The 18,555-nt window shown below is 61.9% G+C and carries 21 protein-coding genes; 6 read left to right on the forward strand and 15 right to left on the reverse strand.

What is annotated here, in order from left to right; translation table 11 throughout:
* Nucleotide 1 precedes the first annotated feature (1 nt).
* From D886_RS0100395 to prlC, 9 genes are all read right to left on the reverse strand, one after another.
* Complete coding sequence (locus D886_RS0100395; protein ID WP_027592012.1) at nucleotides 2-751, reverse strand: conjugal transfer protein TrbF; 750 nt, start codon at nucleotides 749-751, stop codon at nucleotides 2-4.
* Nucleotides 748-3,306, reverse strand: coding sequence for a VirB4 family type IV secretion/conjugal transfer ATPase (locus D886_RS0100400; RefSeq protein ID WP_027592013.1), 2,559 nt, complete (start codon nucleotides 3,304-3,306; stop codon nucleotides 748-750). The genes D886_RS0100395 and D886_RS0100400 overlap by 4 nt, the downstream gene beginning before the upstream one ends.
* On the reverse strand, nucleotides 3,303-3,614 hold the full coding sequence (locus D886_RS0100405) for a conjugal transfer protein TrbD (RefSeq protein WP_027592014.1): 312 nt from the start codon (nucleotides 3,612-3,614) through the stop codon (nucleotides 3,303-3,305). Before D886_RS0100405 ends, D886_RS0100400 begins: the two co-directional genes overlap by 4 nt.
* A 3-nt stretch (nucleotides 3,615-3,617) precedes the next feature.
* Nucleotides 3,618-4,013, reverse strand: a complete 396-nt coding sequence (gene trbC / locus D886_RS0100410; protein WP_081717436.1) for a conjugal transfer system pilin TrbC — start codon at nucleotides 4,011-4,013, stop codon at nucleotides 3,618-3,620.
* A gap of 14 nt (nucleotides 4,014-4,027) precedes the next feature.
* Nucleotides 4,028-4,978, reverse strand: a complete 951-nt coding sequence (trbB, locus tag D886_RS0100415) for a P-type conjugative transfer ATPase TrbB (RefSeq protein ID WP_309475947.1) — start codon at nucleotides 4,976-4,978, stop codon at nucleotides 4,028-4,030.
* A gap of 569 nt (nucleotides 4,979-5,547) precedes the next feature.
* The gene (locus D886_RS0100420; protein WP_027592017.1) at nucleotides 5,548-6,606 is read right to left on the reverse strand and encodes a PA0069 family radical SAM protein; all 1,059 of its coding nucleotides are present in this window, start codon (nucleotides 6,604-6,606) and stop codon (nucleotides 5,548-5,550) included.
* A gap of 65 nt (nucleotides 6,607-6,671) precedes the next feature.
* Nucleotides 6,672-8,666: a M3 family metallopeptidase gene (locus D886_RS0100425; protein WP_027592018.1), complete on the reverse strand. Its 1,995-nt coding sequence runs from the start codon at nucleotides 8,664-8,666 to the stop codon at nucleotides 6,672-6,674.
* Between the two features lie 97 nt (nucleotides 8,667-8,763).
* Entirely contained in the window at nucleotides 8,764-9,045 is a 282-nt protein-coding gene (locus D886_RS0100430) for a YheV family putative zinc ribbon protein (protein ID WP_027592019.1), read from the reverse strand.
* On the reverse strand, nucleotides 9,042-11,093 hold the full coding sequence (gene prlC, locus D886_RS0100435) for an oligopeptidase A (RefSeq protein ID WP_238209848.1): 2,052 nt from the start codon (nucleotides 11,091-11,093) through the stop codon (nucleotides 9,042-9,044). The genes D886_RS0100430 and prlC overlap by 4 nt, the downstream gene beginning before the upstream one ends.
* A gap of 102 nt (nucleotides 11,094-11,195) precedes the next feature.
* Here prlC and D886_RS0100440 point away from each other — a divergent pair, with 102 nt between their 5' ends.
* Nucleotides 11,196-11,744, forward strand: coding sequence for a gamma carbonic anhydrase family protein (locus tag D886_RS0100440; protein ID WP_027592021.1), 549 nt, complete (start codon nucleotides 11,196-11,198; stop codon nucleotides 11,742-11,744).
* A gap of 19 nt (nucleotides 11,745-11,763) precedes the next feature.
* Nucleotides 11,764-12,414: an HAD family hydrolase gene (locus D886_RS0100445; protein ID WP_027592022.1), complete on the forward strand. Its 651-nt coding sequence runs from the start codon at nucleotides 11,764-11,766 to the stop codon at nucleotides 12,412-12,414.
* 33 nt (nucleotides 12,415-12,447) lie between these two features.
* On the opposite strand, the gene D886_RS0100450 is transcribed toward D886_RS0100445, so the two are convergent.
* Complete coding sequence (locus D886_RS0100450) at nucleotides 12,448-13,521, reverse strand: aminopeptidase (RefSeq protein ID WP_027592023.1); 1,074 nt, start codon at nucleotides 13,519-13,521, stop codon at nucleotides 12,448-12,450.
* Nucleotides 13,522-13,606: 85 nt separating this feature from the next.
* Here D886_RS0100450 and D886_RS0100455 point away from each other — a divergent pair, with 85 nt between their 5' ends.
* On the forward strand, nucleotides 13,607-14,020 hold the full coding sequence (locus D886_RS0100455; protein WP_027592024.1) for a hypothetical protein: 414 nt from the start codon (nucleotides 13,607-13,609) through the stop codon (nucleotides 14,018-14,020).
* A 55-nt stretch (nucleotides 14,021-14,075) separates the two neighbouring features.
* Entirely contained in the window at nucleotides 14,076-14,489 is a 414-nt protein-coding gene (locus tag D886_RS0100460) for a hypothetical protein (protein WP_027592025.1), read from the forward strand.
* A gap of 117 nt (nucleotides 14,490-14,606) precedes the next feature.
* Here the strand turns inward: D886_RS0100460 and D886_RS0100465 are convergent, their stop codons facing one another.
* On the reverse strand, nucleotides 14,607-14,840 hold the full coding sequence (locus D886_RS0100465; RefSeq protein WP_027592026.1) for a DUF1161 domain-containing protein: 234 nt from the start codon (nucleotides 14,838-14,840) through the stop codon (nucleotides 14,607-14,609).
* A gap of 73 nt (nucleotides 14,841-14,913) precedes the next feature.
* On the reverse strand, nucleotides 14,914-15,339 hold the full coding sequence (locus D886_RS0100470) for an OsmC family protein (protein ID WP_027592027.1): 426 nt from the start codon (nucleotides 15,337-15,339) through the stop codon (nucleotides 14,914-14,916).
* Between the two features lie 170 nt (nucleotides 15,340-15,509).
* Here D886_RS0100470 and D886_RS0100475 point away from each other — a divergent pair, with 170 nt between their 5' ends.
* On the forward strand, nucleotides 15,510-16,514 hold the full coding sequence (locus D886_RS0100475) for an LLM class flavin-dependent oxidoreductase (protein ID WP_027592028.1): 1,005 nt from the start codon (nucleotides 15,510-15,512) through the stop codon (nucleotides 16,512-16,514).
* A gap of 65 nt (nucleotides 16,515-16,579) precedes the next feature.
* Here D886_RS0100475 and D886_RS0100480 read toward each other — a convergent pair whose 3' ends face one another.
* Nucleotides 16,580-16,801 (reverse strand): DUF1161 domain-containing protein, encoded by a 222-nt coding sequence (locus D886_RS0100480; protein WP_027592029.1) that lies wholly within the window; start codon nucleotides 16,799-16,801, stop codon nucleotides 16,580-16,582.
* A 101-nt stretch (nucleotides 16,802-16,902) separates the two neighbouring features.
* Nucleotides 16,903-17,118, reverse strand: a complete 216-nt coding sequence (locus D886_RS0100485) for a dodecin (RefSeq protein ID WP_027592030.1) — start codon at nucleotides 17,116-17,118, stop codon at nucleotides 16,903-16,905.
* A gap of 149 nt (nucleotides 17,119-17,267) precedes the next feature.
* On the opposite strand from D886_RS0100485, the gene D886_RS0100490 reads away from it, so the two are divergent.
* Nucleotides 17,268-17,591 (forward strand): YqjD family protein, encoded by a 324-nt coding sequence (locus tag D886_RS0100490; RefSeq protein WP_027592031.1) that lies wholly within the window; start codon nucleotides 17,268-17,270, stop codon nucleotides 17,589-17,591.
* Here D886_RS0100490 and D886_RS0100495 read toward each other — a convergent pair.
* Nucleotides 17,588-18,484: a LysR family transcriptional regulator gene (locus D886_RS0100495; RefSeq protein WP_027592032.1), complete on the reverse strand. Its 897-nt coding sequence runs from the start codon at nucleotides 18,482-18,484 to the stop codon at nucleotides 17,588-17,590. The two genes, D886_RS0100490 and D886_RS0100495, sit on opposite strands and share 4 nt — an antisense overlap.
* Nucleotides 18,485-18,555 lie beyond the last annotated feature (71 nt).

Below are 18,555 nucleotides of genomic sequence, written 5' to 3' on the forward strand. Positions count from 1 at the left end.
TTCAAAGTTGCTTGGACCAGGAGAAGTCACGCACGTAGGTCCCGATCGGGTTCATCCGTACTTGCTCCTCGCTGGTCTGGGTAGTGGGTTCGGCGGTGTAGGTGGTGACCAGGGCGCGCCAGGTGGCCTTGCCCTTGAGCATGCCCTGGCGGTCACGGGTGACTTCTTCCCAATCCACCTGCCAGGTCTCCGGGGTCTGCTGCATGACCGAACGGATATCGACACTGACGGTTTCTTCGGCGGCGCGTACGAACGGGCTCGATTCCTTGCTGCCGTTGAGCCACTCGTTCATCTTCTGGGTCGCGGGGTCGTTCGGCCCGAGCAAGGCATACAAACGGAAGATGGACTTACGCAGCAACGCGACATCTGGCGTTACCGTGCGCGCATCGGCAATAAAAGACGCGACCTGCGACTTCATCACCCGTAGGTCCACCGGCGCTGCCGCCTGTGCAGGCGATACCGCCATGGGCTGGCCAAGCTTGTCGACTTCCACCACATAGGGTACGAACTTCGACTGGCTGCCGATGTGGATGATGCCGCCGACTCCGGCGAGCGCGACCATCATCGAGAGGATGCCGACTACCTGCCAGGACTGGCGCGAGGTCACCAGGCTGCCGACATGGTCGTTCCAGGTACGGCGAGCCGTGAGGTACGGGTTGTCGAGGACGGCGCCCTGAGGTGCCTCCGTCTTTTCGGTGGCATTGGCGGGACGTTTGAAAACCAGTCCCTTGATGCTGTCAGCAAGGCTCATGCAGCGACTCCATAATCATTCAGTCTCAGGCCCCTTGAAGCCAGCCACTCAGCCACCCAGGCATTGCCAAACTTGGCTTCCAGGCGCTTGATGGCCGCCACGGACTCTTTGTCGGAAGCACCGACGAAGGCCAACGCCAGGGGCCCAAGGGCAAGGTCGTAAAGGCGTCGGCCGTTTTCCGACACGTAGTAGTACTGGCGCTTGGGCACAGCCGTGGCGAGGATCTCGATCTGCCGGGCGTTCAAGCCCATGCGGCGATAAAGGGCAGCGGTGTCCTCGTCGCGGGCATAGACGTTGGGCAGGAAGATCTTGGTGGCGGTGGACTCGACGATGACGTCGAGAATCCCCGAGTTGGCCGCGTCGGACAGGCTCTGCGTGGCCATCAGCACCAGGCAGTTGGCCTTACGCAGTACTTTCAGCCATTCGCGGATCTTCTCGCGGAAGGCTGGGTGGCCGAGCATCAGCCACGCTTCGTCGAGGATGATCACCGCCGGCTGGCCTTTGAGCGCGCACTCGATGCGGCGGAACAGGTACAGCAGCACCGGCAGGGCGTACTTGTCGCCCAGGTTCATCAGCTCTTCGATCTCGAACACGGTGAAATCGGACAGCGACAGGCCGTCTTCCTCGGCATCGAGCAGGTGGCCCATGGTGCCGTCCACGGTGTACTGGCGCAGGGTTTCGCGGACCGATTCGTCCTGCACGATGATGCAGAACTCGGACAACGTGCGAGAGCCGTCGCGGTACATGGTCATCACCGCATGGCCAATCTCGTTGCGCTGGGCCGCAGTGGTTTCCAGGCCATTGAGCGCCAGCACGGTGTCCAGCCACTCCATCGCCCAGGCGCGATCGCCTTTGGTCTCGAGGAACTGCAACGGGCAGAAGGCAAGGCGCTCGTCGTCAGCCGCTACCGTAAAGTGGCGCCCGGAGCGGCCATTGCTCTCGGCGCGAATACCAGCCGCCAGCGGGTACATCGACATGCCCTTGTCGAACGCGAAAATCGACATGCCCTTGTAACGACGCAACTGGGCTGCGATCAGCGCCAGGTGCGTCGACTTGCCCGCACCGGTTGGCCCGAACATGAAGGTATGGCCCAGGTCACGCACGTGCAGGTTGAGGCGGAATGGCGTCGCGCCACTGGTCACGCAGTGCATCAACGCTGGCGACAGCGGTGGGTAGAGCGGGCAGGGCGCCTCGGCGCTGCCGGTCCAGATGCTGCTGGTGGGCAGCAGGTCGGCCAGGTTCAAGGTGTTGATCAACGGGCGACGCACGTTCTCTACGCCGTGGCCGGGCAGGCTACCCAAGTAGGCGTCGAGGGTGTTGATAGTCTCGATACGTGCGGCAAAGCCCAGTCGCTCGATGGCCTTTTCGACACTGCGCGCAGACTCTTCAAGGCTTGCGCGGTCTTCGCCCATGAGGACCACCACGCTGGTGTAGTAACCCTGTGCGACCAGGCCGCTGTTCACCTCGGCGATCGCATCGGCGGCGTCCTGCACCATCGACAGCGCATCCTGGTCGATGTTGCTGTTGTTGGTGTTGAACACCTGGTCAAAGAAGCCGCGGACTTTCTGCTTCCACTTCTTGCGGTACTTTTCCAGGTGCTGCACCGCTTCATGGGTGTCCATGAAGATGAAACGGCTGGACCAACGGTACTCGCACGGCAGCTCGGCCAGCGCGGCGAGGATGCCTGGCGCCGACTCCAGCGGGAAACCTTCGATGGCGACCACCTGGACGAAGTTGCGACCGATCTTCGGGACCACGCCACCCCACAGTTCCTTGCCACCGATGACGGCATCCAGGTACATCGGGTTGCTCGGCAGCAACACCGGCTGGCTTACGCCGGTGACGCAGAACTGCACCCAGCTGAGCAAATCATCATGGGTTATCCGCGCACCTTCCTCGGTGATTTGCTGGTTACCCTTGAGGCGCGTCATTTTGAGCACGGAGGACAAGCTGCCCTCGACGCTGACGCAGTCGCGCTTGAATTGCTCAACCAGGTTACGGGTACGAACTTTGGCATCCGGCGGCGCAGTGTCGTCGTCGAACATCAGCTCGACGAACTTCTGCTGAGCCAGCATCGGCGGGAAGAAGGTGAGGGAGAGCACGAAGTACCCTTCGTACATGGTCCCCAGCGACTCGAAGTACGCGCGGCGCTCTTCGTCCATGGCCTCGGTGAGGCTGTCGGCGAAATGGGATACGCCTTTGGCCGAGTAGTTCGACGCAGGGCGGCGCACCGCATCAACGTGAATCATCCAGCCATTGCCCAGGCCTGCCAGGGCTTGGTTGATCCTCAGTGAGACCAACTCTCGCTGCGCTTCGGTGCTACTGGCGTTGTCGTCCCCACGGTAGAGCCAGGCGGCCATGAACGCGCCGTTCTTACCCACGATCACGCCATCATCGACCATCGCCGCATGATTCAACAGATCAGCCAGCCCTGCCTCAGTCGAGCGGTGCTTTTTCAGCTTGAGTTCCGCATCCACCTGCAGCAGCCGCTGGATCAATATGAATACCAGCAGAGCACCGAGGGCTGCGATGGCATACGCAATACCTTCGATCATTTGTATTGACTTCCCTGACTTGGAGGATTGTCCCTGAACGGTGTGCTACGCGCCGGGTAATAGGCCTTGTAGCGCCGGTGACGCAGGTAGACGTGGCGCATCTTTGGATCGGACTTTGCCATTACGCGGAATACGAACAGCGAACCGAACCAAAGCACCAGGCCCACTACGGTTGCCCGCAGCTCCTGGGCGCTGAATATCAGCGCGAAGGCGAGCAACCCGGAGAACATCACCAGCTCGCGATCCCCGCCCATGAACAGGTTGTCCCGGTTGCCAGCCCGACGGATGGGAATCGTGCGCAGGGCCATGGTTCAGACCTGACTCAGTGTCGCGCTCTGCTGCGGCAGCAGTTGCGCCAACTCGGCGCTAGTGCCGAAGAAGCCAGTCATGATGTTGTTTGCACCAACGATCAGCGCCATGACCAACACCAGGAAGATCAGGGTGCGGAAGAAACCGTTCAGGTCGCCACCAAAGATCAGCACGCCACCCGCCACAACGATGCCGATGATCGACAACGCGAAGGCAACAGGGCCGGTAACCGACGTGCGCAGGGAGGTAAGCCAGCTTTCATACGGCAACTTGCCACCCGTGCTGGAAGCAGCAAAGGCATTCTCCGGCGCAACCATCACTGCCAGCAGCAGGAAGCTAAAGGCCAGGTAGCCAAACGTTTGGGCATTGAAACGGAACAGCGAAGTGTTGGCGTGCATGTGCAGTGTTTTCCTTAAAGATTGCGCATGATGTAGCGGCCGTTGTCGTACCCGGAAACCTCGAGGATTTCCTGAATGCGGCGGCCTTCTGGGGTTCTGGCGATGGAGATGACGACGTGAACCGCTTCGCCAATTAGCGGTTCGATTTCGGCCGGGGCCGATTTATTGCGGGAAACCAGGGATTTGAGGCGGGTCAGCCCCTCGCTGGCGCTGTTGGCGTGCAACGTCGCCGCGCCGCCAGGGTGGCCGGTGTTCCAGGCATCGATCAGGTCGAGCGCTTCTTCACCGCGCACCTCGCCCACCAGGATGCGATCCGGGCGCATGCGCAGGGAGGTCTTGAGCAAGTGGGTCATGCTCACATCGACGGTGGTGTGGTACTGCACGAAGTTCTTGGCCGCGCACTGGATCTCGCCGGTGTCTTCGATGATGAAGACCCGCTCGCTAGGGAACTCCACGACCATTTCGTTGATGACGGCGTTGACCAGGGTGGTCTTGCCGGTACCGGTACCGCCGATGACCAGGATGTTGCGGTGATCGCGGATGGCGCGCTTGATGGCGTCGCACTGGATCGGGGTCATGATCCCCGATTCGACATATTGGTCCAGGGTGTAGATGGCCACCGCCTTCTTGCGGATGGCAAAGGTGGCCGCACGCACCACGGGCGGCAGCTGGCCGGCGAAGCGCGAACCGTCCAGCGGCCACTCGCCCTCAAGCAACGGCTTGCTGCGGGTCACTTCCTTGCCGTGGAAGCCGGCCACAGTCTTGATGATGGACTCGGCCTGGGCCGGGCGCAGGTCGCCGATGTGCCTCATCGGCTTGCCCAACTGCTCCAGCCAGAGTTTGCCGTCGCCATTGCACATCAGCTCAACGGTCTGCGGATCGTTGAGTGCATCGATGATGAGGGGGCCGGCGTCGCGCTCCAGTTTCTTTTTGGCGCGCTCTTTCAGGCTGGCAGTTTCTGCGATTTCCACACTTGATCGTCCATGAAAATAGATACCACCCCAAGGTCTTGGGGAGGGCACTCCAAATGTTTTCTCGTGCAGTTCTTTGAACTAATGGCGAAGCGGAATGTCACCGCCCGCGAACTACCCTGCAATTGCAGAATTTGTTCGTGTTATGCGAGCCACTTCACAAGGGCGCGCAGGTTACCCGGCAACAATTACTAACGAAAGAGTCGATCTCTTACAGCTTTGTAAGCTTTCTCTTACACGCCTGGGACTAACGTCCCATTGACTAGTGAGACAGGAATGGCTGCAGGCACCGTAAAATCTGGGCTTAACAGAACATCTATATTAATTTGATATTTAAGTGCCACTATGTTTGCCAGTATTAAATGGCTTGAAAAATTTGACAGAGTTCACACTTGCACGCGACGTATTCTTACGTAAACGCCAGCAGGGAAAGTTAATCCAGTATGAATATAGGCTGGGCAGGCACGGCAACTTCACCGCCTCAGCTGAAGTGCCACCGAGTAATGGCAATTAGATGCCACTTTGATATCTAGGGTGCCACTTCGGCGTTATTGGGGGGGCAGTCAGAACAGTGCCAACTGGCCACCAGGCGGGCAGAACTTCGAGCAATCGAGCGCCTGTGCTTCGCGCCCCTCGAATGCCAGTTTGCGCATGGCTTTGGCGAACCGCTGAGCCAGCAGCTCGGCGAAAATGCCCTCGCCACGCATGCGTGCACCAAAGCGGCTGTCATACAGTTCACCGCCGCGGCTCTGGCGAATCAGGCTCAACACATGGGCCGCACGCTGGGGGTAGTGGTCCTGCAACCACTGCTCGAACAGCGGCGCCACTTCCAGCGGCAAGCGCAACATCATGTAGGCAGCGCTTTGCGCACCGGCCTCCTTGGCGGCCTCCAGCAAGCGCTCCAGTTCACTGTCGTTGATCATCGGTATCATCGGCGAACACAAGACCCCCACCGGCACACCCGCCTCGCGCAGCACCCGAATCGCCCGCAACCTCGCCTTGGGCGATGCCGCACGTGGCTCAAGCACCCGCTTGAGGTCGTCGTCCAGCGTCGTCAGGCTGATCATCACCCGCACCAGCCGCTGGCTGGCCATCTCGGACAACAGGTCGAGGTCACGCAGCACCAGCGACCCCTTGGTGACGATGGTCACCGGGTGGCGGAAGCGCAGCAGCACTTCAAGCAAGCGCCGGGTCAGCAGGTGGTCACGCTCGATGGGCTGGTAAGGGTCGGTGTTCGACCCCAGGTTAATCGGCGCGCAGACATAGCCCGGTTTGCTCAATTGCTGTTCGAGCACATCGGCAGCATTGGTCTTGGCGATCAGCTTGGTCTCGAAATCCAGGCCTGGGGACAGGTCCCAATACGCGTGCGAGGGGCGGGCATAGCAGTAGATACAACCATGCTCGCAACCTCGATAGGGGTTGATGGACCGGTCGAAGGGCAGATCGGGCGAGGTGTTGCGGCTGATGACGGTCTTGGCGGTTTCGACCCGCACCTCGGTGCCTTGGGTCAGCGGTACTTCCTGGTACCAGCCGTCATCCTCCGCAACCGAATGGTTCGGGGCAAAGCGGTTGTGTGGGTTATGCGCCGTGCCACGGCCTTTTTGCGGTGCTGGAGGAATCATCATCCACCCCTATACTGTATCTATATACAGTATAGGTGGCATGCGGTTTATTCCAGCGCCTCTGGTCAGGTCAGGCCGTACCAACGTGCATAGGCGGCATGGCTGGGCAGGCGCCCGAGGAAGGCTTCGATGCCATCACGCAGCGGCTGCGAGGCACCGGGTTCAAACAGGGTCTCTTGCAGCGCACGCCCCGTTTCGCGGTCGAGCAAGCCGTGTACTTCGAAACGCGTGAACAGGTCGAAGGCATGCACATCTGCCCATAGGTAGGCGTAAAAGCCGGCATCGTAGCCAGTGACCAAGTGATCGAAGGCATGCGCGGGGTGCTCGAAATCCGCCAAAGGCCAGTAGCCGCAAAGCGCGCGGGCTTGCTGCAAGCGCTGCTCAAGCGTTCTGCCGTCATGGGGCGCGCCATGCAGGTCGAGGTCGAACAGCGCCAGGCTCAGGTCGCGGCCGATTTCCTCGATGCCTTCCTGCTTGAACTGGCTCAGGTATGCCTCAGCCTGGGCCTCGCTTAGCGCACTGCCATCTCCACGCGGCGCCGCGATACCCGCCAGGTAACGCGCATCCCACACCCAGCGCTCCAGCAGCTTGCCGAACAGCTCCACGCCGTCACTGCCCAACTCGGTCACATTGGACATGACCTGGTTGGTGGTGCGCACCAGTAAGTGGTGCAGGGCGTGGCCGAACTCGTGGTACAGCTTGCGCAGCGACAGGTGATCGAGCAACGGCTCGGCGCCCGCCAGTGCGGCGGGGATATCGCTGTTTACCACCACCACTGCGGGCTGGTAGATGCCCTCGGCGTCGATGCGGCGGTTACGCACATAGGTGGTGAACACGGCGTCGGGCTGTTTGCCGGCGTGTTGCACCGCGTCCAGGTACAGCAGGCCTATATAGGCGTGGTCCTGCCAGACCTCGAAGCTTTGCACGCTATCGTCCCAGGCAGCCAGCTGCCTGGGACGCAGGTCGAGCGCAAACAGTTGCCGGGCCAGGCCAGTCAAGGCCGTGACCACTGCACTCAACGGGAAGTAATCACGAAAGGCCTCATTGGCGCTGGCGTCGCCCGCTGTGGCCTGTAGATAGCTGATGTCCCAAGGCTGAACAGGCCCCAGGTTTTGCGCCGTCGCCTGCTGTTGAAGCTTCGTGCGCCATTGCCCCATTGCCGGCTTCACTGCCGCTGCCAGGCCCTGGAGAAAATCGCCTACCTCGCTGAGCGACCCGGCGCTCTTGCTGCGCAGGCTCAGTTCGACGTGGTTGGCAGCACCCAACAGGCGGGCTTTTTCGTCCAGGCATTCGGCCAGTTGCTGCAGATGGGTGCCGTTATCCTGCGCCAGATCGGTGCTGACGCCACGGGTATGAAACGCGCGGTAGAGCCGCTCACGCAAGGGGCGGTGGGCCGCCTGGCGCAGCACGGCCTCGGTGGATGCGCTTTCGCAGGCGACCAGCCAGCCTTGCTCGCCGGCCTCCTCGGCGCGCACCGCCAGCTCTTCACGTAGCCTAGGTGGCAGGCCACGCAGTTCGTCTTCATCATCAACCAGCAGCCCTGGCCGGTCGAGGGTGCCTAAGAACGCTTGGCGCAGGTTGCCGATCTGCGTCTGTAACTCGACCAGGCGCGCCTTGTCGGCTGCGCCGAGCGCAACGCCACTGCTGGCGAACTTGTCCAGGTGCCAACTCAGGGTGGCGCGCTGCTGCGCAGCCAGGTTCACGCCATGGGCACTGCTGGCCAAGCGTGCGTAGAGTGCCTGCAGGCTGGCGTTGGTGAATTTTTGATCGAAGCGTGCGACCGTTCGGGCGTAGAAGTCGATAACCGCCTCGCCCCAGCTCGGCGCCTTACCCATCAGTGGCATCACGGCATAGAGCACTGCCAGCAATTGCGCATCCAGCTCATCGACTGCCAACACCAGGTCATCCCAAGTGGGCAGCGCCTGTTGCCGTTCGATGATGCGAGCGATGCCTTGTTCGTGCGCGTTCAGCACATGATCGAATGCCGCCTGCATGTTCTGCAGGGTGATCGCGGAATAATCGACGGGGGTCTTGCTGCCTTGCAGGAGGGGATTGTCCATGACGCATCGCCTTGCTCAGTGGGGGAGCGGGCGAGCATGCCTACCTGGCAGGGCGGTAGAGGCTTGATTATCTACCACCCGGCCAGGCAGGCCGGCCTTATTCGGCCGGTTTCTTCAGCTTCGGATTGGGGAAGAACTGCACGGTCTGCACCTTCGCCGGCGCCGGCTTGGGCGCCAGGTGGTTGACCCGCGTGCCGAGCTCCGAAGGCACCGACAGCCCTTGTTCATTCAGGGTATCGGTGAAGCCGCAGGCCACGCATTCGCGGTGCGGCACGCCATCTTCGTTCCACATCATCAGCTTGTCGGGCTCGCTGCACGCCGGGCAGACCGCCCCGGCGATAAAGCGCTTCTTGGTCTTGTTCACAACTACCTCACTCATGCCGCCGCGTCCTCGCTCAGCCCGCAGTGGCGCAGCAATGCATCAATGGAAGGCTCACGGCCACGGAAGTCGACGAACAGCACCATCGGCTCACGCGAACCACCCCGCGCCAAGATCGCCTCGCGGAAGGCACGGCCGGTCTCGGCATTCAGCACGCCTTCTTCCTCAAAGCGCGAGAACGCATCAGCCGACAGCACTTCGGCCCACTTGTAGCTGTAGTAGCCTGCGGCATAACCGCCCGCGAAGATGTGCGCGAAGCTGTTGGGGAAGCGGTTGTACGCCGGTGGGCGCATCACTGTCACCTCGTCGCGCACGCCTTCGAGCACGTCCAGCACGCTGCGGCCATCGCCGTGGGTGGCGTGCAGCTCGAAGTCGAACAACGAGAATTCCAGCTGGCGCACCATCATCATGCCCGACTGGAAGTTTTTCGCCGCCAGCATCTTGTCCAGCAGGTCTTGGGGCAGGGCAGCGCCCGTTTCGTAATGGCCGGAGATCAGCGCCAGGCCTTCCGGCTCCCAGCACCAGTTCTCCATGAACTGGCTCGGCAACTCGACCGCGTCCCAGGCCACGCCATTGATGCCAGACACACCGGCATGTTCGATGCGGGTCAGCAGGTGGTGCAGGCCGTGGCCGAACTCGTGGAACAGGGTGGTGACTTCATCGTGGGTCAACAGCGCTGGCTTGCCGGGTGCGGCAGGGGTGAAGTTGCACACCAGGTTGGCCACCGGGCTCTGCAGCGCGCCTTCAACGGTGCGGCGACGGTCACGGGCGCCGTCCATCCACGCGCCACCGCGCTTGTTGGCGCGGGCATACAGGTCGAAGAAGAAGCGGCCGACGTGTTGGCCGTTTTCCTTGATTTCGAACAGACGTACATCCGGGTGCCAGCTGTCGAAGCCTTTGAGCTCGGCGATTTCGATGCCGTACAGGCGCTGAACGATGCTGAACAGGCCCGACAGCACCTTGTCGATCGGGAAGTAGGCACGCAGGGTTTCCTGCGACACGCTGTAGCGTTGCTCGCGCAGCTTCTCGCCAAAGTAACCGGCATCCCAGCTGGACAGCTGCGGGCAGCCCTGCTCGGCAGCGTAAGCCTTGAGCTGCTCCAGGTCCTGGGCAGCGAACGGCTTGGAGCGCTTGGCCAGGTCACGCAGGAAGCTCAGCACCTGGTCGCTGGACTCGGCCATCTTGGTGGCCAGGCTCAGCTCGGCATAGTTCGGGTAGCCCAGCAGCTTGGCCAGTTCCTGACGCAAGTCGAGGATTTCCTGCATCACCGGGCCATTGTCGAACTGGCCGGCATTAGGGCCTTGGTCCGAGGCGCGGGTGCAGTAGGCGGCATACAGCTCTTCGCGCAGGGCGCGGTCGCTGGCGTAGGTCATCACCGCGTAATAGCTGGGGAATTCCAGGGTGATCAGCCAGCCGTCGAGGTCTTTGGCCTGGGCTGCGGCCGCCATCTGTGCCTTGGCCGAATCGGTCAGGCCGTCCAGCACGGCTTCGTCGGTAACGTGCTTGGTCCAGGCCTGGGTGGCATCGAGCAACTGGTTGGAGAACCGGCTGCCCAGTTCGCTGAGCTTGCTCTGCACTTCGGCATAGCGCTGCTGCTTATCGGCCGGCAGGTCGATGCCCGACAGGCGGAAGTCGCGCAGGGCATGTTCGAGGATGGTCTTCTGCGCCACGTCGAAACTCGCCGCTTCCGGGCTGTTGACCAGCGCCTCGTAGGCTTCGAACAGCGCACGGTTCTGGCCCAGTTCGGTAGAGTAGGCGCTCAGCGCTGGCAGGCAAGACTCGTAGGCCTCGCGCAATTCCTTGCTGTTGCACACAGCATTGAGGTGGCTGACCGGGCTCCAGGCAGCGCCCAGGCGGTCATTCAGTTCGTCCATGGCCAGCACCAGGCCAGCCCAGGTAGGGTTCTTGCCCTGCTTTTCGAGGATATCGGCAATGGCTTTGCGGTTGTCGGCCAGGATCTCTTCGATCGCCGGCAGCACGTGTTCGGCGCGGATCGCCGAGAAGGGCGGCAGATCGTAGGGCTGCAGAAGCGGGTTGGTCGCACTCACGGTTTGGATACCTTGGCAGAAGAAACACTGGACCATCTTAATTACAATCGACGCCGACCGCAGCAGGCAGCCTGCCTATCGGCACAGATGAGAGACCCTATCATGGCCATTCGAAGCTTCCAGCAACACACTCCGAAAGTTGCACCACGGGCCTTCGTCGACCGCTCGGCGGTGGTGTTGGGCGACGTGGAGATTGGCGAAGACAGCTCGGTCTGGCCATTGACTGTAGTACGCGGCGACATGCACCGCATCCGCATCGGCGCACGCACCAGCGTGCAGGACGGCAGCGTGCTGCACATCACCCATGCCGGCCCGTTCAACCCGGATGGCTTCCCGCTGATCATCGGCGATGAAGTGACCATCGGTCACAAGGTGATGCTGCATGGCTGTACCCTGGGCAACCGGATCCTGGTGGGCATGGGCAGCACCATCATGGACGGCGCCATCGTCGAGGACGAGGTGATCATCGGTGCCGGCAGCCTGGTACCGCCCGGCAAGCGCCTGGAGAGCGGCTTCCTGTATGTGGGCAGCCCGGTAAAACAGGCCCGGCCGCTGACCGACAAAGAACGCGCGTTCTTCCCGTACAGCGCCAGCAATTACGTCAAGCTCAAGGACCAGCACCTGGCCGAAGGCTACGACCAACCAGAATGACTTGAGTGGAATCGCTTACATGCACCAGCAGAACATCCTCTTCGACCTTGATGGCACCCTGACCGACCCACGGTTGGGCATCACCCGCTCCATCCAGTACGCCTTGGCCAAACTTGGCATTGATGAACCCGACCTGGCCCGCCTCGAACACTTCATCGGCCCGCCCTTGCTGCAGGCGTTCATGCAGTTCTACGGCTTTGACGAAGCCAAGGCGTGGGAGGCGGTCAATTTTTATCGCGAGCGCTTCCGCGTCACTGGCCTGTACGAAAACCAGGTGTTCGAGGGCGTACCGGAGCTGCTCGAGGCCCTCAATGGCCAAGGACGCACACTGTATGTGGCCACGTCCAAGCCTTGGGAATTCGCCCGCGAGATTGCTCGACACTTTGCGTTCGACCATCACTTCAAGGTGATTTATGGCAGTGAGCTGGACGGCACGCGTACCAACAAGGTCGAGTTGATTCGTCACCTGCTCGACGAGGAAGGGCTGGACCCGGCGCAAACGCTGATGATCGGCGATCGCAAGCACGACCTGATCGGTGCCCGCAGCAATGGGCTGCAGGCGGTGGCGGTGGGGTATGGGTTTGGTAGCGAAGAAGAGTTGACGGCCCAAGCGCCGGAGTTTCATTTCGCTACGTTGGCCGAGATGCATCGGGCCTTCATTAACGCCTGATAATGATTGGGGCTGCTTTGCAGCCCCAAAATCTCACCGGCTAACCATCAACCGTTGCAACGCTGCCTTCCGCTCTTCAATTGGCAATCGTCCCAACTGCTCGATCCGCTCATAAAACCGCCCCCAATCCCCACCAACCTCACCAAACACCGCCGCAAACGCCGGCACCCATTGGTCATACAGCCCAAACGGCAGCAGCTTGGCATTGCTCATCGGCCCATACATCCAGGCGTCATAACGCGTGTCGCCCGCCCACTGGCTATCACGCACGGCTCGGTACTCGCGCCGCAACCGCTCGAACTCCGCCTGCTTCGCCACACGCTTGTGCGCGTCATCCAGCGGCCCGGCATACATCTCCTGGAGCCGTTCACGGCTGGCCAGCACCAGCCGAATGAACTGGTCACGCTGCTGCGCCTGTTCATCCTCGATCGCTGCAAGCCCACGCGCTGCGCGCCATTGCCGCGATCCCTCCTGCTCGACGAAGGTGGCAAACGATTCGTTGAACGCCGTGTCGTCCGGCACATAAAAGCGCTGATGGGCCAGCTCATGGAAAATCAACGACGCCAACCGCTCATCCCCCCAGCCAACCATCGACGACAACAACGGGTCGTCGAACCAGCCCAGGGTCGAATACGCCTCGACGCCGCCCACATACACATCCATACCCGCCTGGCGCATCAACGCCGCCGCGCCACGCGCCGCCCCCTGGCGGTAATAGCCGCGATAGGCCACGCAGCCGGCAATCGGGAAGCAATGCGTGACCGGCTGCAACGACAGTTCAGGCGTGGCGAATACATTCCATACCACGTAGGGGCGCCCTAGGTCGGCGTAAACCCGGTAGCTGCGGTTGTCCGGCAGTTTCAGCTGCTGGCTGGCGAATACACGGGCCTGTTCGGCATGCTGCAGCCGCGCACGTAACTGCGGGCTGCTGGCCGGGTCTGCCAGCACCTTTTCCACCGGCTGACGCGCGCGCAGTAGCTGCCATTGGCCTTCTGCTAACTGGCCGTAATAGCCGACGCTGCTGCAACCGTTCAGCAGAACGGCCGCCAACACGGGAACAAAACAGGTGAAAAGGCGGTCGAGTGGCCCAGGGCCTGAGCGCTGCAAAAGAAAAAGTCGAAGCATCTGGGACTGTCTGACTCGCTCATGGCCAATTCGCTCCAAGACTATCTCGCCAGGGGGGAGTTTCGCCATGCGTCCATTGTTTGCCGCCAGCACACTCATGCTGTTATCTGCGTGCTCCACCCTGCCGGACCCGGATCCGAACCAGGCCTGGGTCGACCTCACCCCCGTGGACGAGACGTCGCTGCACGCGGTGCAGGTGGACGAACGCGACTGGGCTGACACACGCTATTTCGAAGTCGCCCCCGGCAGCCACGAACTGACTGTGCGCTACCAGTTCCCGGTCACCCCGAGCAATATCGGCCCGGTCAACGAGCCGCTGTGGCGCGATTGCCAGCTCAACCTCACCTTCAAGGACTTCAGCGCCGGCCAGCGCTACCAGCTGCAGGCGGGCAGCATTGGCTTCCGCCCCTGGATCAAACTTTATGACCACCAGCAAAAACTGGTGGGCCAAGGTCTGCCAGCGGGCTGTCAGCGCACCTGAACCTCGCAAACGGCGCTATGCTTGTATCTTGTGAATCGCAAGTGGGAGTTTTGCCATGCGCCAGCCCATGATGCTGATCGCCCTCAGTGCACTGGGGGCTTGCGCCAGCCCCTTGCCGCCCGTCGACCCCAAGCAGGCCTGGGTCGAGCTTTCCACCATCACCCCCGGCAGGGTCCTCATGGCCGACCGCCTCGACGGTCAGCGGCTGGAGGATGGCCGATACTTCCAGGTAACGCCTGGCAAGCACGAGCTGGTGGTGCGTTTCGATTATGAGATTTACGGCGGGGGCATCATGTCCCAGCCGAGGGACCGTACCTGTTATCTGACGGTGCGCTATGACAGTTTCAAAGCCGGCGAACGCTATCGCCTAGAGGCCCGGGCGCCCGTGATGGAGCCGCAGGTGCTGCTGTACGACGCCAGCCGCAAGGTGGTGGTGAACGAACCCAGCAACGTGTTTTGCATTCCGTGACGTTGGGGGCGCTTTGCGCCCCTTTCGCGACGCAAGGCCGCTCCCACAGTCAGTCATGTACCTGTAGGAGCGGCCTTGCGTCGCGAAGGGCCGCAAGGCGGCCCCAGCATTCAGACGCTACCGGTCGTTCTTCTGGTAGATGATCTTCTTGGTGCCACCTTCGCAGCTACCCACGACCATGTTCGGGTCCTTGACCTCGCTGTTGGGCACGATTTCCAGGGTGTAGGACGGTACGCCCTGGGCCTGGATCTTGGCCTCGATCTCGGCTTTCAATTCTTCGCACGGCTTCACTGCCGCCAGCGTAGAGGTGGCAAGCAGGGAGGCCAACACGGCGATTGCTACGCGGATCATGGAACGGCTCCTGAAAGGGCAGTCGTGCTGCCATTGCTGGTTAGACTACAGCAAACCGCCCTCGTTGCGCCGCCTAGCCCACCAGCGAGGCATCCAGGCTGATGGTGGCATTGAGCACCTTCGACACCGGGCAACCGGCCTTGGCCTTGTTGGCGATTTCAAGGAACTGCGCCTCGCTAGCGCCCGGCACCTTGGCCTTCAGGATCAGGTGCACGGCAGTGATGGCAAAGCCGTCGGCCTGCTTGTCCAGCGTCACCTCGGCAATGGTATCGATGCGGTCTGCGGTCAGCCCCGCTTCACCCAACATCATCGACAGCGCCATCGAGAAGCAACCGGCATGGGCAGCGCCGATCAGCTCTTCCGGGTTGGTGCCGGGCGAGCCTTCGAAACGGGTATTGAAGCCGTACGGGTTCTGCTTGAGCGCGCCGCTTTCAGTGGAAAGCAAGCCTTTGCCGTCCTTCAGGCCGCCTTGCCAGATCGCCGATGCTGTCTTTTTCATGATGCCTCCTGGTCGCTACGTTTACATATCTTGGGGTGACATGCTTAAGGGTTCAGAGGTCGCCTACCTACGGCAAGTTCAGATCAATCTGACCGCAAGCATTGAATCCACCGAATGTGCCCATACAGAGTTCAAAAGGCCTCTGGCCAACCACGTTCAAGGAGGCTCCGATGACGCAGCTGCGTGACCTGAAAATTTCCACCCTCGACCTCGTGCCCGTGCGTGCCGATGGCGGGCCGGCGCAGTCGCTGCGTAACTCGCTGGACCTTGCACAGCACGCGGAACGCTTCGGCTACAACCGCTTCTGGGTCGCCGAGCACCACAACATGGATGGCATTGCCAGTTCCGCGACCTCGGTGTTGCTCGGCTACCTGGCGGGCGGTACCTCGACCATTCGTGTCGGTTCCGGTGGCGTGATGCTGCCCAACCACGCGCCGCTGGTAATCGCCGAACAGTTCGGCACCTTGGCCAGTCTGTACCCAGGCCGCATTGACCTGGGCCTGGGCCGCGCCCCTGGCTCCGACCAGATGACCGCCCGGGCCCTGCGCCGCGAGCGCTCCGGCAGCGCGGACGACTTCCCCGATGACGTCGAAGAGCTGTCGCGCTACCTCGGCCCGCGCACCGATGATCAAAAAGTGATCGCCGTGCCAGGGCATGACACTGAGGTGCCAATGTGGCTGCTCGGCTCAAGCCTGTTCAGTGCGCAGTTGGCCGGCATGCGCGGTATGCCCTATGCGTTCGCCTCGCATTTTGCGCCGCGCTACATGCACGAAGCGATTCGCGTCTATCGCAACCATTTCAAACCCTCCACCACGCTGGACAAGCCTTATGTGATGCTCGGTATTCCCATGGTGGTGGCCGACACCGACGAGCACGCCGAGTACCTGGCCACGTCGGTGTACCAGCGCATTCTTGCCCTGATTCGCGGGCAGAGCCTGATGCAGCGTCCGCCCGTGCCAAGCATGGATGGGCTGTGGCTACCCCACGAGCGCGATGCGGTGATGAGCTTCCTCGGCCTGGCGATGATTGGCAGCCCGCAGAAGGTGCGGGCCAACGTCGAGGTGCTGCTGGAACAGACCGGTGCGGATGAGCTGATCTTTACCTGCGACTTGTATGAGCATGCGGACCGGGTCAGGTCCTATGAACTGATGGCAGAGGCCTTGAAGACTGCGTAGCCGCGCGGTGCGGGTAACCCGCCCCACAGGCCGTGGAGGCGGGTTTGCCGCGAATGGGTCGCCGTTCAGCCGCGCCGGTAGACAATTTCCTTGGTGCCACCTTCACAGCTGCCAATCACCTTGCCCGCTGGTTCGCCTTTCTTGACGATCTCCAGCTTGTAGCCTTTTACATCCTTGGCATCCAGCTTGGCGGCGATCTCGGCCTTGAGCTCTTCACACGGCTTGCCCGCCGCCAGCGCACCACCCGCCAGTGCCATCAGGCCCGCCGCCAGAATCAGTTTCTTCATCGATCGCTTTCCTTGTACAGATGAAAATCAAAGAGGGCGCCGGCAACGGCGCCCCCTCTCTATTACCCCATCTTGCCGGCGCCAGCTAGCCCGGCACTGTTTCAGCTATTAGCAATCCTAAACCCAACCTTGAGCGTGACCTGAAAGTGCGCCGCCTTGTTGTCATGGATATGACCCCGGGTGTCGATCACTTCGAACCATTCCAGGTGCTTGATGCTCTTGCCCGCTTCGGCCAGGGCATTGTTGATCGCGTCCTCGATGCTGGTGGGCGACGACCCAACCAGTTCGATCTTCTTGTACGTGTGATGATCGGACATGTGCACTCTCCTTGGATGACGGTGAAATTGAGCCTAGCAGCGCAGGCCTGGTTTACCTGCGAGCCGTCGCCAGGGATGAAAGTTCGATCGCACTTTCGCCGCGCGGTGCAGTCGCAATCCTTACAGCCCATCCCCGAAGGAGAGTCAACATGCACCGCAACTCGCTGCGTAAAACATCCCTGGAAAGCATGGAAGCCGAGATCGAAAGCCTTCTGAAATCGCTGGAAAACCTCAAACACGATGCCTCGGAGGAATCCCAGAAGTCGGTGAAGGCAATCCGCAGCAACGCCGAGAGCGCACTCAAACATTCGCGCAGCCTGCTGAGCGACGCCTACGAGGAAGTGAAGACCCGCACTCGCCAAACCGGCATCGCCACCCGTGACTACGCCCAGGAGCACCCCATCACCACCGCCGGGGTAGCCGTGGGTGCCTTGGGCCTGCTGGCGGCATGGCTGCTGTACAAGCGCAACTAAGCGATCTGCAGCCGCAACTCCTGGCGCAGCCATTGCGCCAGTTGCTCGGCGCGCCCATCCGCGGCGCGCCGTGGCACCCACAGCGCCAGCGCGGCGTGCGTGGGTGAAAAGCCCCAAGGGGCCGCCAACCGCCCAGCCCGCAGATCATCCGCCACCAACTGCTGCGGTGCGATCGCGACCCCCAGCCCGGCCACTGCGGCCTCCAGCAAGTAGTACAGGTGTTCGAAGGCCTGGCCGAACGGCAATGCGCCCGGCTCGAGCCCGTGCTGCGCCGCCCACGCAGGCCACGCCTGCGGGCGTGAGGTGGTGTGCAGCAGCGACTCGCCCAGCAAAGCCCGGGGCGCCGCGCCGCGCAAACGCTCGAAGCCGGCGAAGTGGGGGCTGAGCACAGGCCCGATGCGTTCTTCGGCCAACACGTGCACCTGCATGTCTGCCGGCCATGGTGGCTCGGCAAACACCAGCAAGGCATCCAGGCCTGGGCGCCGCGGGTCCAGGTCGCCTTCCCCGGCAGACAGGTGCAGGCGCAGCTCCGGCAGGTCGGCCTTGAGCCGCCCGAGCCTGGGGATGAACCACCGCGCCAGCAGGCTGCCGGAACAGCCAAGGACGAACGGCGCCTCGCTGTTATCCCGGCTCAACTCGGCACACACACCCCGCAACCTGTCGAATGCCTCGCCACTGGCATCGCGCAGGCGCATGCCGGCATCTGTGAGTTTGATGCCACGCCCATCCTTGACGAACAGGGCAATGCCCAAGTGCTCTTCAAGCACTTTGATCTGCCGGCTGACCGCGCCGTGCGTCACATGCAGCGCTTCGGCCGCCTGGCTGACGCTGTTAAGCCGGGCAGTCGCCTCGAAGGCCCTAAGGGCATTGAGCGGGGGAAGGTCCTGGGCCATTGTCTTGTGAGTTTTCCTGACAGGTTTGCGCAATCTTATCGGTTTTCAGACGGGCGTTGCGTGGTTAGAGT

Origin of the sequence: Pseudomonas sp. LAIL14HWK12:I7, assembly GCF_000483465.1 — a bacterium.
Lineage (GTDB): Bacteria > Pseudomonadota > Gammaproteobacteria > Pseudomonadales > Pseudomonadaceae > Aquipseudomonas > Aquipseudomonas kermanshahensis.